The sequence below is a fragment of the Stenotrophomonas sp. Br8 genome, assembly GCF_014763005.1.
Classification (GTDB): domain Bacteria; phylum Pseudomonadota; class Gammaproteobacteria; order Xanthomonadales; family Xanthomonadaceae; genus Stenotrophomonas; species Stenotrophomonas lactitubi.
Map to the genome: position 1 here is coordinate 37,725 of NZ_JACGTN010000015.1, position 13,292 is coordinate 51,016.

A 13,292-nucleotide genomic window follows, 5' to 3' on the forward strand; every position below is an offset into this window, starting at 1 on the left:
ACGGAATGCCCGCTTTTGCTGTTGCCGTCGCCGTCGATTCGGCGGGTGCAGGGCGCAGCCCTGCAAAAGAAAACCCCTACCTTACGGCCACTGCATCTCGCCCTTGGCCACCTTCGCACTCAACTCCAGCGACGCCACACCCGCCAGCTTCGGATAGCGCGCCTGCATCGCCTTCACCAACGCCGCACTGTCCTTGGCCTTGGCTGTTTCAACATCGAAGGCACGGATGTACTCCGCCGTGAAGCGCAGCGCACTGGCATCCAGTGCCGCACCCTCCGCGTAATGACCGGGCACCACCACCTTCGGCTTCAACGCCTGCAGCTGCTGCAGCGTGCGCAGCCAATCGGCATGCGACTTCGGCGTCTGCGTATCGGCCATCCACACATGCTCGCCGGCCACCACCGGAATGCCACCGACGATCGCGCGCAGTGACGGCACCCACAGCACGCTGCGGTCCGGCGTCGGTCCATCCAGGCCGATCAACGGCAGGCGCTGGCCTTCCAGCTGCAGTGCATCGCCTTCCAGTACCGCCGGCACCACGATGCGTGCGGGAACGTCGGCGCCCATCTTCGGCCCCCAGTACGCCAGCTTGCCGGCCTGGGATTCACGGATATGCGCCACGGTCTGCGCGGTGGCGACGATGCGCGCCTGCGGGAACGCGTCCTGCACGGTGGCCAGGCCGAAGTAATAGTCCGGATCGCCATGGCTGATGTAGATGGTGGTCAGCTGCTTGCCGCTGGCGCGGATCTGCTCGACCAGCCGGCGCGCATCGCCGGCAGCGAACTGTGCGTTGACCAGGATCGCATCGTTGCGCCCTTCGATCAGCACCGAGGACACCGAGAACATCGCCTGCGGGCTGGGATGGAAGGTCTGCAGGCGCAGTTGCGATTTAGCGGCGCTGGCAGGCGCAGGTGCGGCCGGTGCGGCCAGCAGCGGGGTGCTGGCGAAACCTGCAGCCAGCGTGAGGGGGAACAGCAGGGCAGCGGTACGCATGGGAGGTGTCCTTTGGGATATCGAGCCGAGCGTGGGCTATGCCGGGCGTCCTTGCCCGGCCCCCTACGGGCCGTCGCAAGCGACGTTGGCAACGGCTCCTGCCGTTGCCTTCGGCTTTACAGGTGGGTAGCGCCGGGCCATGCCCGGCGGGCGGGCGGGCAGGCCGGCGGGCGCCATGATCAATACGCTGCAGTGATGATCTGCTTCGGGTACTTGCGCGCTTCCAGTTCGGCGACGAATGCGGCGCCGTAGTCGGCGTAGCTGATGCGGCTGTGGCCGCTGGCATCGGCGAGGAAGGCCTTGGGCTGCACGCGATACTGCCCACGCTCTTCACCCGGGCCGATTTCGGCCGCCGGCGAGAAGAAGGTCCAGTCCAGGTCATCCACTGCCTGCAGGCGGTTGAAGGCTTCACGGTGGGCCAGCGCGTAGGGCTTGTAGGCCTCCGGGAAGGTGGGGGTGTCGACCAGCTGCACGCCGGGGGCGACTTCCAGGCTGCCGGCACCACCGACCACCACCAGGCGCGGCACGTTGGCCTTGCGGGCGGCGTCTGCAAGCTGCGCGGCAACCTCGCCGACGCGGCCGATGTCGTCGCCCGGGCGCGGGCCGTAGGCGCTGGCCAGCACATCGTGGCCGGCAATGGCGGCGACCAGGGCATCCTGGTCGTCCAGCGAGGCGATGACCGGATGGGCGCCGGCCAGCTCGGCCGGCAGGTCCTGCGCACTGCGCACGATGACGGTCAGTTGGTGGCCGTTGGCCAGCGCGTGGCGGGCGATCTGGCGGCCGATATTGCCGGTGGCACCGACGAGGGCGATCTTCATGGCAGGACTCCGTGGGGTGGGGCTGGGGAATGAGGCCACTGTAGGCCGCTGCAGTCGCTCGAAAAACAGCGTATAACGCGCTTGTTTGTTGCATGGATCGAGCAGATGGACCGATTGACCGCCATGACCGTGTTCGTCGAAGTTGCCGAGCGCGGCAGCCTGACCGCCGCCGCCGAGGTGCTGGACATGTCGCGGGCGATGGTCAGCCGCTACCTCGCCGAGGTGGAGGGCTGGCTGGGCGCGCGGCTGCTGCACCGGACCACGCGGCGGGTCAGCCTGACCGGGGCCGGTGAAGCCGCGCTGGCGCGTTTCCGGCAGATGCTGGCGATCGGCGAGGAACTGCAGGGCGAGCTGGCCAGCGACGATCCCGAGCCACACGGAACGCTGCGCATCACTGCCAGCGTGTCGTTCGGGCAGAGCCATCTGGCGCGCGCGGTGGCCGCGTTCGTGCAGCGCCATCCGGCCGCACGCATCGAACTGCTGCTGGTCGACCGCATGGTCAACCTGGTGGAGGAGCGCGTCGACCTGGCGGTGCGCATCGCACGGCAGATCGATCCCAGCCTGATCGCACGTCGGTTGGCGATCTGCCGCTCGGTGCTGTGCGCGACACCGGCCTACCTGCAGGCACGTGGCACGCCGACTGCGCCCGAACATCTCGCCGCGCACAACTGCCTGACCCATCACTACGTCGGCAAGAGCCTATGGCAGCTGCATCGCGAAGGGCGTTCGTTGTCGGTTGCGGTGGGCGGCAACATCAGTGCCAATGAAGCGTCGCTGCTGCTGGAGGCCGTGCGCGCCAATGCCGGCATCGCCATGTTGCCGACCTACCAGGTCGCACCGTTGCTGCGCAGTGGCGAACTGATCGAACTGCTGCCCGAGTACAGCCTGGACGAGCTCGGCATCCATGCGGTGTACGCGTCGCGTCGACAGCAGCCCGCTATCATGCGGCGATTCCTGGACTTCCTCGCCGAATGCTTCGCGAGCCCGGCCTTCCAGGATCTGGACTGGCGCCCTTCGGGCAAGGAGAACACATGAACCATGGACAGGCGTTGATCGACCACAACCGTGCTGCCTGGGACCGCCAGGCCAGCGAGGTACGCGAGTGGTCGCGACCGGTGGATGCCGCAACGATTGCCGCCGCCCGCGAGGGGCGTTGGCAGGTGCACCTGACGCCGCGTGCGCTGCCGCTGGATTGGCTGGGCGATGTGCGGGGCAGGCGCATCCTGTGCCTGGCCTCGGCCGGTGGCCAGCAGGCGCCCGTGCTTGCTGCGGCAGGCGCCGAGGTGACCGTGTTCGATCTTTCCGACGGGCAGCTGGCGCAGGACCGCGCTGTGGCCGACCGCGATGGTCTGTCACTGCGCACCGTGCAGGGTGACATGCGTGATCTGCAGGCCTTTGCCGACGACAGCTTCGACGTGGTGTTCCATCCCATCTCGAACCTGTACGTGCCCGACGTGCGCCCTGTGTGGGCCGAGTGCCGCCGGGTGCTGGCGCGCGATGGCCTGCTGATGGCCAGCTTCTACAATCCGGTGGTGTTCGTCGCTGCGCGTGACGCGCAGTTGAGCGAGCAGGGCCTGATCCGCCCGCAGTACGCGATTCCCTATTCCGACCTGGAAGACCTGGAGCCGGCCGCACGCGAGGCCAAGCTGGCCCGTGGCGAAGCGCTGACATTCGGCCACAGCCTGGGTGATCTGATCGGCGGGCAGCTGGATGCAGGGTTCGTCATCGATCGCTTCATGGAAGACTGGCAACCGCAGCCGCGCTTCCTGATCGATCGCTACCTGCCGACCTTCCTGGCCACCCGCGCACGCCGGGTCGGCTGAAGGCGCGGGCGTACAATGGACGGCCCCACGTTGCACGAGTGAGCCGTCCCTTGTCGTATCCCTATCCGCTGGTCGTGTTCGACCTCGATGGCACGCTGGTCGACAGCGCCGCCGATATCGCCGAAGCACTGAACCGCACGTTGCAAGACATCGGCCTGGCACGCGTACCCGAAGCCACCGTGCTGGGCTGGATCGGCGACGGCGTGCGCCGGCTGGTCGAACAGGCGGTGCAGGCTGCCGGGCGCGAGATCGATCTGGCAGCGGTGATGCCGACCTTCATGGTCCACTACCGCGAATGCCTGCTGCGCAGCCCGAAGCTGTTCGATGGCGTGGTCGAAGCGCTGGCGCAACTGCGCGCGTTGAACGTACCGCTGGCCATCTGCACCAACAAGCCGGCCGCGCTGGTGCCGCCGTTGCTGCAGCACCTGGGTATCGCCGAGGCCTTCGCGCTGGTGCTGGGCGGTGATTCGCTGCCGCAGCGCAAGCCCAGCGGAGAACCGTTGCGGCATATCGCCGCGCACTTCGAACTGCCCGTCGATGCATGCCTGATGGTGGGCGATTCGCTTACCGATTACCGCGCTGCCGAAGACGCCGGCATGCCGATCACGCTGGTGCGTTACGGCTATCCGCGCGGACTGGACCTGGACAACGCGCACGCGGTAGCAGTGATCGACGACCTGCGCGAACTGCCGGGGTTGGCTGCAGGCATTCCGGTGTAGAGCCGAGCCTGCGCTCGGCTGTTTCGATGCCTGAGCCGAGCATGGGCTCGGCTCTACAAGTAGATCGACGCCATGCGTCGATGGCATCAAGGGGCGCCGGGCAATGCCCGGCGCCTCTTTTCACTTTGGCTGGTAACGCACGCTCAGCTGGTACTCGCGGCCGGGCTGGTTGAACCACGCCACGGTCTCGTACTCGCGGTCGAACACATTGGCCACCCGCGCCAGCACCGACCATGCCGCGGTCAGCGCGTATTCGGCGCGCAGATCCAGCGTGCCGTAGCCGCCGACCTTCACCGCGTTGGCGGCATCGTCGTAGCGCTTGCCCGCGCCCTGCACGGTCAGGCCAGTGCGGAAGTCGCCGAAGCGGCGGTCGATGTCCAAACGCGCGGTCTGCTGCGCACGGCGTGCCAGCCAGTTGTCGAACTGCGCGCTGCCGCTGGTGCGGTTGCGCGGATCGGTGAAGCTCAGCTGCGCGTTGATGTCGAAGCCGGCCAGGGTGGCGCCGCCGGTCAGTTCCGCACCGCGGATGCGTGCCTTCTCGACCTGCTGCATGCGGAAGGTGGCCGCGTCATAGGTGATCAGGTCATCGATGCGGGTCTCGTACACATCCAGGCCCCAGCGCCAGCCCTGGCCCTGCTGCGAGATGCCGAGGTTGGCACTCTTGGACTTCTCCGGGTCCAGCGTCGGCACGCCGCTCCACGGGTCGTACAGGTCGCTGAAGGTCGGCGCCTTGAACGCGGTGCCGTAGCTGGCGTTGACGCGCAGGCCATGGCCCAGCTCCATCGCCCAGCCGAGGCTGCCGGTGGCGTGGTTGCCGAACTGCTGGTTGTCGTCATTGCGCGCGCTGGCCTGCAGCTGGTGACGGCCGAAGCGCGCCTGGTACTGCAGGAACACGCCGGTATTGCGGCGGCTGTCGACCAGGTAGCCGGCGCTGCTGCCGTCCAGGTTGTCTTCGCTCCAGTCCACGCCGGCACTGAGCAGCTGGCCTTCGGCCACACCGATGTCGGCCTGCAGCGAGGCGCTGTCGCGGTGTGTCTGTGCGCTGCCGCGTGCACCGAAATCGCCGAAGTTGTCGGACTCGTTGTCGCTGCGGCCGACATTGGCAGTCAGCGTCAGCTGCTCGGACGGGGTGTAGCGCACCTTGCCGGCCAGCACCTGCTGGCGGGTCTCGGAGTAGTTGTAGTAGCCGTCGTAGTGGTTCTTGCCGTCGGCGCGCAGGGCGCTGCCTTCCACGGTCCACTGGTCGCTCAGGTTGTAGCCACCGCGCAGGCTCTTGGACAGGTTGCGGTAGCCGTCGCGGTCGGGTTCATCGGCGAAGCAGCCGGCAAACAGCGTGGCCGAGCCACGGCAGGCATCGATGCCGTCCGAATGCTGGTAGGCGATGTCGGCGCCGAACCAGCCGCGTTCGGTGCCACCGCCGATGCCGCCACTGGCTTCACGCAGGCCGTTGCTGCCGCCGCCCAGCTGGAAGTGCGGAGCGAAGTCGCCCTGGTTGCGGCGGGTGAAGATCTGGATCACGCCACCGATGGCGTCGGCACCGTACAGGCTGGACTGCGGGCCGCGCACGATTTCCACGCGCTCGATCTGCGCCAGCGGCAGATCCTGGTACATCGCCAGGCCGAGGTCGGCGCTGTTGATGCGCACGCCATCAACCAGCACCACGGTATGCGAGGAGTTGGTGCCACGCAGGAACAGCGAGCTCTGCTTGCCCAGGCCACCGGCATTGGTCAGGTTGATGCCGGCGCGGCCCTGCAGCAGTTCCTGCAGCGAGGTGGCCTGGCTGGATTCGATCTGCGCACGGTCGATCACCTGCGCAGGCGCAATGCTGTCCTGCAGGGCGATCGGCGTGCGGGTGGCGGTGACCAGCACCTGATCGAGGTCGGCGGCGCGATCTTCGGCCAGGGCCAGCGCAGGAAGAGCGGCCAGCACGGCCAGGGACAGCATTCGGGACTGCAGCTTCATCGGGGGGACTCCAGGTGCCGCGCACGCCCGCGCAGCGAAGGGGAGGAGTCACAACAGGCAGGCACGCGCCGATGCCGCGGCCATCGCCACAGACATCCAGCGCCATGCCCACCGCATCGCGACCTGAGGCTTCCGGGCCGGTCTCCGGGCTCGCCGCCGGGTGGCCCGAGGCCACCGTCCAGGCGCCTTCCCATGCCTGCGGCACAGTGGCGGGTTGCCTGGAACTGACGTGCTTACCGTTGCGGGGGCAGCGCCGGCATGGCGTGTTGTCACGCGTCACCGGCTTCCCGTTTCAACCTGCCGGCAGGGCCGCAGGTCACCTGGAAGTGCGCGCAGTCTACGGCATCGCGGCCGGCCGGTAGCGTCGAACCTGCTCGGCTGATCAGGTGCGGATGTGCCTGCACGGTGCAGCAGACCTGCGCCAGCGCCTAGAATGCAGCTCGAATTATCGTGGTGCCGTTGCCGATGTCCGTCTGTTTTCCGCTGTTCCCGCGCCGCCCTGACTGGGCACGCGCATGATCCTCGACCTGGTCCGCCATGCCGGCAACGGTCGTGATGAGTTCCTCGATGGCCGCAGCGATCCGCCGCAGCTGGCCCGCCTGCCGCAGGAGCTGGTCGATGCCTATGCCGGGCAGTCGTGGGAACGGGTGATCAGTTCGCCGCGCCTGCGCTCGCTGCATACGGCGATGGCACTGGCCACACCGCGCGCGCTGGACGTGGAGGCGGACGAGGAGTGGGAAGAGCTGGATTTCGGCGACTGGGATGGCCAATCGCTGTTCGACCTGCCGGAAGACGCATTGGCCGCCTTCCACGCGGATCCGCACGCGTTTCCGCCGCCGCATGGCGAGAGCTGGGGCCATTTCGAACGGCGCATCGCACGCGCGCTGGATCGACTGCTGGACGACGACGACCCGGCGCCGACGGTAGTGGTCAGCCACGGTGGTCCGCTGCGCATGGTGCTGTCGCAGGTATGTGGCCTGCCGATGTCGTTGTGCTGGGCGTTGCGCATCGACCACGGCACGCGCCTGCGCGTGTGGGTCGAGCGCGGTGAAGCCGGGCTGGTGGGTGAGCTGCTGGAGCTGCAGCAGCCCTGAGCGCGCTCGCCGGGCATGGCCCGGCGCTACCGATCAATCCTCGTCGGTGCTTTCGGCCGCGCCTTCTTCGCCGTCGTCCTCGGCGCCGAAGCGCTGCTCATGCACCGGGCCTGATGCCGGGCCTGCCGCCTTCAGCGGATGCACGGCGATACGTGCTTCGTAGTCCTGCACCAGCGCGGTGCGCTGCGGTTCGCTCAGTTCCTGCCAGTGGCAATCCAGCAGCGCACCTTCCAGCGAATACAGCAGGTTGAGGCTGGGCTTGAAGCCGGCACGCTTGACCTTGACGAAGGCGCCGACGGCACCGATGGCGACCAGATCCTCGCGGCTGCGCAGGCCTACCTGGCGCAGCCACGCCGCACTCTTCGGGCCGATGTTGCGCAGCTTGACCGCGCTCACTTCAACGCCCCGACGAACACGTGGGCGATGGCTTCCAGACCGGCCTGGTCTTCAGCATCGAAGCGGCTGACGATGGGGCTGTCGATATCGAACACGCCGATCAGCTCCTCACCCCGGACCAATGGCACCACCAGCTCCGAGCGCGATGCGGCATCGCAGGCGATATGGCCGGGGAAGGCCTCCACGTCTTCGATGCGCTGGGTCACGCGCTGGCTGGCGGCCGCACCGCACACGCCCTTGTCCAGCGGAATGCGTACGCAGGCCGGCAGGCCCTGGAACGGACCGACCACCAGTTCCTTGCCGTCATACAGGTAGAAACCCACCCAGTTCAGGTCGGGCAGGGCGTGGTAGACCAGAGCAGCGAGGTTGGCCGCATTGGCGATGCGGTCGGACTCGCCGTAGACCAGGCCACGGGCCTGTTCCAGCAGCTGGGCGTATTGTTCCGGCTTGCTGCCGGTGAGCGAGGCGTTGGCGAACATGGCCGCAGTCTAGCAAGCGTGCCGGGCCAGCGATAATGCAGGCTCTGTTGCCCTGCTGGAGCCTGTGATGTCCCTGCCTGCCACGTTGCCGACGGCCCTGTTCGTCACCGGCACCGATACCGAGATCGGCAAGACCGGCGCCAGTACCGCGCTGCTGCATGCGCTGCGCCGGCGCGGCCTGCGCGCGGTCGGCATGAAGCCAGTGGCCAGCGGCAGCCACGATCTGGGGCAGGGCCTGCGCAACGACGACGCGCTGGCACTGCAGGTCGCCAGCCTGCCGGTGCCGGACTATACCGATCTGAACCCCTACGCATTGCGCCAGCCGTTGGCGCCGGAGCTGGCGGCGGCAGAAGATGGCGTGCGCATCGAACTGTCCCCGATCGTGGCGGCCTTCGAACGCCTGCGCGCACAGGCCGACGTGGTAGTGGTCGAAGGCGTGGGCGGCTGGCTGGCGCCGCTGTCGGCGCAGCTGGACCAGCTTGATCTGGTGCGAGCGCTGCGGCTGCCAGTGGTGCTGGTGGTCGGCCTGCGCTTGGGCTGCGTCAACCACGCGCGCCTGACCACACAATCGCTACAGGCCAGCGGCGTGGACTGCCTGGGCTGGATCGGCAACCACATCGATCCGTCGATGCAGCGCCAGGACGAGAATTTCGCGACCCTGCAGCAGCGCCTGCCGATGCCCTGCTGGGGACGGCTGCCGCATCTGCCGGAAGCCGGTGGCGAAGCGCTGAGCACGTACCTGCACGACGCCCAAGGGTAGTGCCGGCCGCTGGCCGGCAACTGCGAGGTAATCAAACGCGTGCAATTGCCGGCCAGCGGCCGGCACTACCGTGTTGCCGCCACCAGCTCCCGCGCGATCACACCCAACCGTTCCACCGCACCGATGAAGCGCGCGTCCAGGGTCTGGCAACACGACAACCGCAGGCAATGCCGGTACCGCGCGCCACGCGAATACACCTGGCCCGGCATGAACACGATGTCCTCTGCCAGTGCGCGCTCGAACAGTTCACGGGTGTCCACGCCCGGCAGCTCCAGCCACAACAGGAATCCTCCCTGCGGCTCGGTGGCGCAGGTGCCGGCCGGGAAATGTTCGGCGACCAGTTGCCGCAGGCGACCGACCTGCTCGCGGTACAACCGGCGCATGCGATGCAGGTGGTGCTCGTAGCTGCCTGCTTCCAGGTAAGCGGCCACCGCATCACCGAGCAGCTGCGGTTCGCCGCCGGTGGACTGGAATTTGAGCAGCGCGATGCGCTCGGCGAAGCGTCCGCCATCAAGCCAGCCGATCCGGTAGTCCGGTGCCAGCGTCTTCGAAAAGCCACCGACCACCATCACCCAACCATCGCGGTCGAACGCCTTCAGCAAGGGCGCCGGCGGCTCGCAGAACTGCAGTTCGGCGTACACCGCATCTTCGATCAGCGGCAGCTGGCGTGCGTTGACCAGCTCGGCCAAGCGTTGCTTGTCGGCGATCGGCATCGTACAGCCCAGAGGGTTGTGTACGGTCGGCATCACCACCAGCGCCGCCAGCGGTGTGTGCTCCAGCAGTGCTTCCAGCGCATCCACGTCCAGGCCGCGCTGCGGATGGGTGGGCAGTTCGATCGGCTGCAGGCCGAGGGTGGTCAGCAAGGGGTACAGGTTGAAGTACGAGGGCGCCTCGATGCCGACGGCATCACCGGCCTGGGTGACCGCGCGCAGGGCCAGCTGCAGTGCCTCCATCGCGCCATGGGTCAGCAGCAGGCGCTCGGCATGGGTATGCAGGCCCAGCCGGGGCCCACGCCGCACGATCTGCGCCAGCAGGCGTTGCGAACCGTTGGGGCGCGCATAGGTTTCCACGGTCTGCTGGCCATGGCGCAGTACCTGCGCGGTGTGCCGGGCCAGCTGCGCGCCCGGGTAGAACTGTCGTCCGCGCGGGCCGGCAAAGGCCAGGTCGACCACGCCGGGGCGGCGCTGTGCTTCCAGCACGCGGGCCATCAGCACCTGCTGCAGCGGCGCAGTGGGTGCTGACGGTGCATCGCGCAGCGATCGCTGCGGTGCCGACAGCCGCGGCGCGACTTCGAAGCCGGCCTTCGGCCGCGGAATGACCAGTCCGGCGTCTTCCAGCTGACGATAGGCCGCAATCACGGTGTTCAGGCTGAGCTGGCGCTGCGAAGCCATCTGCCGCAGCGACGGCAACCGGCTGCCGACCGGCAGGCGCCCGCCGTGGATGGCTTCAGCCAGCTCGTCCGACAGCCGCTGGTAGCGGGGTGGGATCATCGTGGTGGTGTCTTCTGTATCCATCGACTCGACCCGCATCTGGTTCTGTACCCATGATGCCGACGAGCCTAGCATGTCGTTGTCGGCCGGGCCTGATCGGGGCCGGGTCGATACTTCCCAAGCGCACGGCCCTGTGGCCGTGCGTCTTTTTTTGTTGTGTGTAGAGCCGAGCCCATGCTCGGCTGCTCTTTCGCCAACAGCAGCCGAGCATGGGCTCGGCTCTACAGAAGAGGGGTGTCACCGCATCGGCACCAGCGCCGGATCGCGGCGGTACAACGCCGGGAACTGCTTGCCCAGCGCGGCCAGCTTGGGCGCGTCGTAGTAGCGGATGTACGCGGCCTGCGGGTAGTTGCTCATGTAGTTCTGGTGGTAGCTCTCGGCCGGGTAGAAGCGCTGGCCACTGCCCACCTGGGTAACGATCGGCGCGCGGTAGCTGCCGGCCTGGCCGAGCTGGCCGATGTAGGCGCGGCTTGCTGCCTGCTGGCGCGTGTCATCGACGAAGATCGCCGAGCGGTACTGGCTGCCATGATCGGGCCCCTGCCGGTTGAGCTGGGTCGGGTCGTGCACCACCGCGAAGAACACCTGCATCAGCTGTCCATAGCTGACCTGGCGCGGGTCGTAGTCCACCTTCACCGCTTCGGCGTGGCCGGTGCGGCCACCGCTGACGCGCTCATAGCGGGCATCGGTGGCACTGCCTCCGATGTAACCGGACACCGCGTTGCTCACGCCTTTGACGTGCTGGAACACGCCCTGCACGCCCCAGAAACACCCGCCGGCAAAGACCACGCTGGCATGGCTGGCGTCATCGCGGAACGCCGCGTCGCCGCTGGGCGCAGGCAACGCCTGCACCTGCGCCGTGGGCTCGGCTGCTGCGGCCACCGCGCCGTGGTCCACCAGCAGCACACCCGCGATCAGCGCGGTGGCAACCAGGCCGGCGACGCCGGCGGCAATGCCCTGTTCGAAGGAGAGTTTCATCGTGTGCTCCCGGTTCAACCGAAGGTGAAGGCGTAGGCCTGCACGCCTGCGTCGAGGAATTCGATCTCGAAACGATGCGGACCGATCGTGCCGCGTTGGCGGATCAGCTGGTACAGACGGTGTTCGCTCACGGTGCCGGTGCCATCGGCAGCCACGTCGGCGCCGGCATCGGCCGCTGGCAGTGGCTTGCCATCAAGCAGCACGCGGAAGCGCACCGGCGTTCCGTCCTCGCCCGGTGCCAGCACCAGATGCAGGTCGCGGGCATGGAACTGGAAGGCGATGCGCCCGCCGGCCTGCTGCAGCTGTGCCGCTTCATCGTTGACCCGCCACTGCCCGGACAGGCCCCATTGGTTCAGCGCCAGGGTGGATGGCAGCGTGTAGCCGAATACTGCGTCGACGCGCTGCCCGCCCGGCGAGGCGAACTGCTCGGCACGTGCGTGGCCCAGGTAGGTTTCCGGCGAACGCAGGTTGCCCATGTCGGCCTGCGTGGCTACGCCCTGCAGGTCGGCCGCAGCGGGGTCCGCAGGCGGTGGCAGGTCGGTCTGCCCGGCTTCCACCAGCAGACGGCGGATCACCTGTTCGGAGTGCGCGTAGTTGCCCTCGCCGAACTGGTGGCCGCGGATGTTGCCCTGCGCGTCGATGAAGTAGTGCGCCGGCCAGTAGCGGTTGTTGAACGCGCGCCAGATCGAATACTGGTTATCGAGTGCGACCGGGTACTCGACCTTCAGCTGCTGCACCGCCTTCATCACGTTGCGCGGGTCGCGCTCGAACGCGAACTCCGGCGTATGCACGCCGACCACCACCAGGCCATGGTCGCGGTAGCGCTGCGCCCACTCGTGCACGAATGGCATCGCGCGCAGGCAGTTGATGCAGGAGTAGGTCCAGAAATCGATCAGCACCACCTTGCCGCGCAGCTGCTCGGCACTCAGCGGTGGGCTGTTGAGCCAGCCAGTGGCGCCGCCCAGCGAAGGCAGTGTGCCTTCCACTGGCAGCGGCGCGCCTGCCTGCCCGGCCGCCATCATCATCATCGGCGGTGCTGCTGCTGGTTGCGCGTCGGGCACGGCATCCAGCAGGCCCTGTTCGATGCGTGCGGTACTGACCGCGGACAGACGGGTCAGCAGGCCGGTGTCCCAGCCCAGGCCGATCGCCACTACCGCCAGCAGCGCGGCCACGCCCAGTACCCGACGCACCACATTGCCCAGGCCGAGCCGGGCCTGCAGCGCCCGGAACACGCGGCCACCCACCCACACCGCCAGCGCCAGCGCGGTGACTGCGCCCAGCGCGTAGGCCAGCAGCAGCGAACTGGTGCCGACGCTGGCGCCGTTCAGGGCGGCACCGGTCAGCACCAGGCCGAGAATCGGGCCGGCGCAGGGCGCCCACAGCAGGCCGGTGGCGATGCCGATCAGCAGGGAGGTCCAGGCGCCGCCACGGCCGGCCGCATCCGCGGCGTCGGCACGCGCGCTCAGGCGCGCACCGATGCGCTGGAACGGCGCCAGCAGATGGTCGGCCAGTGTCGGCCACAGCAGCGCGATGGCGAACACGGCCATCAGCACCAGCGCCACCCAGCGGCCGATCTGGTTGGCCTGCGCCACCCACTGGCTGCCGACCGCGGCCAGGCTGGCAACCACGGTGAAGGTCAGCGCCATGCCCAGCAGCAGCGGCAGGGTGCTGCGCAGGAAAGGACGATCGGCGCGTGCGAACACGAACGGCAGCACCGGCAGGATGCACGGGCTGAGCAGGGTCAGCACGCCCCCGAGATAGGCAAGCAGCAACAGCAGCATCA

The 13,292-nt window shown here is 68.2% G+C and carries 13 protein-coding genes and 1 riboswitch; of the genes, 5 read left to right on the forward strand and 8 right to left on the reverse strand.

Features of this window, described 5'->3' with window-relative positions:
- Positions 1-81: 81 nt before the first annotated feature.
- Together H3005_RS13050 and H3005_RS13055 are read right to left on the reverse strand one after the other, a co-directional pair.
- A complete protein-coding gene (locus H3005_RS13050) occupies positions 82-993 on the reverse strand; it encodes an MBL fold metallo-hydrolase (protein WP_191078354.1) in 912 nt (303 codons plus the stop codon).
- 179 nt (positions 994-1,172) lie between these two features.
- A complete protein-coding gene (locus H3005_RS13055; protein ID WP_099821588.1) occupies positions 1,173-1,811 on the reverse strand; it encodes an NAD(P)H-binding protein in 639 nt (212 codons plus the stop codon).
- A gap of 105 nt (positions 1,812-1,916) precedes the next feature.
- Here H3005_RS13055 and H3005_RS13060 point away from each other — a divergent pair, with 105 nt between their 5' ends.
- Genes H3005_RS13060 through gph form a run of 3 tightly spaced genes read left to right on the forward strand, consistent with a single transcriptional unit; the run spans position 1,917 to position 4,353 of the window.
- Entirely contained in the window at positions 1,917-2,846 is a 930-nt protein-coding gene (locus tag H3005_RS13060) for a LysR family transcriptional regulator (RefSeq protein WP_089238466.1), read from the forward strand.
- Entirely contained in the window at positions 2,843-3,634 is a 792-nt protein-coding gene (locus tag H3005_RS13065; protein ID WP_191078355.1) for a class I SAM-dependent methyltransferase, read from the forward strand. The genes H3005_RS13060 and H3005_RS13065 overlap by 4 nt, the downstream gene beginning before the upstream one ends.
- 50 nt (positions 3,635-3,684) lie before the next feature.
- A complete protein-coding gene (gene gph / locus H3005_RS13070; RefSeq protein ID WP_191078427.1) occupies positions 3,685-4,353 on the forward strand; it encodes a phosphoglycolate phosphatase in 669 nt (222 codons plus the stop codon).
- A gap of 120 nt (positions 4,354-4,473) precedes the next feature.
- Here the strand turns inward: gph and btuB are convergent, their stop codons facing one another.
- Positions 4,474-6,315: a TonB-dependent vitamin B12 receptor gene (btuB, locus tag H3005_RS13075; RefSeq protein WP_191078356.1), complete on the reverse strand. Its 1,842-nt coding sequence runs from the start codon at positions 6,313-6,315 to the stop codon at positions 4,474-4,476.
- A 117-nt stretch (positions 6,316-6,432) separates the two neighbouring features.
- A riboswitch (cobalamin riboswitch) is annotated at positions 6,433-6,654 on the reverse strand.
- Positions 6,655-6,830: 176 nt separating this feature from the next.
- Between btuB and H3005_RS13080 the strand changes: the two genes are divergently transcribed.
- Positions 6,831-7,409, forward strand: a complete 579-nt coding sequence (locus H3005_RS13080) for a histidine phosphatase family protein (protein WP_089238474.1) — start codon at positions 6,831-6,833, stop codon at positions 7,407-7,409.
- A 33-nt stretch (positions 7,410-7,442) separates the two neighbouring features.
- On the opposite strand, the gene H3005_RS13085 is transcribed toward H3005_RS13080, so the two are convergent.
- Both H3005_RS13085 and H3005_RS13090 read right to left on the reverse strand, forming a co-directional pair.
- Complete coding sequence (locus H3005_RS13085) at positions 7,443-7,805, reverse strand: TfoX/Sxy family protein (RefSeq protein ID WP_100554643.1); 363 nt, start codon at positions 7,803-7,805, stop codon at positions 7,443-7,445.
- Positions 7,802-8,284 (reverse strand): GAF domain-containing protein, encoded by a 483-nt coding sequence (locus H3005_RS13090; protein WP_100554644.1) that lies wholly within the window; start codon positions 8,282-8,284, stop codon positions 7,802-7,804. Before H3005_RS13090 ends, H3005_RS13085 begins: the two co-directional genes overlap by 4 nt.
- Positions 8,285-8,351: 67 nt before the next feature.
- Here H3005_RS13090 and bioD point away from each other — a divergent pair, with 67 nt between their 5' ends.
- A complete protein-coding gene (gene bioD, locus H3005_RS13095; protein ID WP_191078357.1) occupies positions 8,352-9,044 on the forward strand; it encodes a dethiobiotin synthase in 693 nt (230 codons plus the stop codon).
- Positions 9,045-9,109: 65 nt separating this feature from the next.
- Here bioD and H3005_RS13100 read toward each other — a convergent pair whose 3' ends face one another.
- From H3005_RS13100 to H3005_RS13110, 3 genes are all read right to left on the reverse strand, one after another.
- Entirely contained in the window at positions 9,110-10,558 is a 1,449-nt protein-coding gene (locus tag H3005_RS13100) for a PLP-dependent aminotransferase family protein (RefSeq protein WP_191078358.1), read from the reverse strand.
- A 213-nt stretch (positions 10,559-10,771) separates the two neighbouring features.
- Positions 10,772-11,509: a peptide-methionine (S)-S-oxide reductase MsrA gene (gene msrA, locus H3005_RS13105; protein ID WP_191078359.1), complete on the reverse strand. Its 738-nt coding sequence runs from the start codon at positions 11,507-11,509 to the stop codon at positions 10,772-10,774.
- Between the two features lie 14 nt (positions 11,510-11,523).
- On the reverse strand, positions 11,524-13,290 hold the full coding sequence (locus H3005_RS13110) for a cytochrome c biogenesis protein DipZ (protein ID WP_191078360.1): 1,767 nt from the start codon (positions 13,288-13,290) through the stop codon (positions 11,524-11,526).
- Between the last annotated feature and the right edge of the window lie 2 nt (positions 13,291-13,292).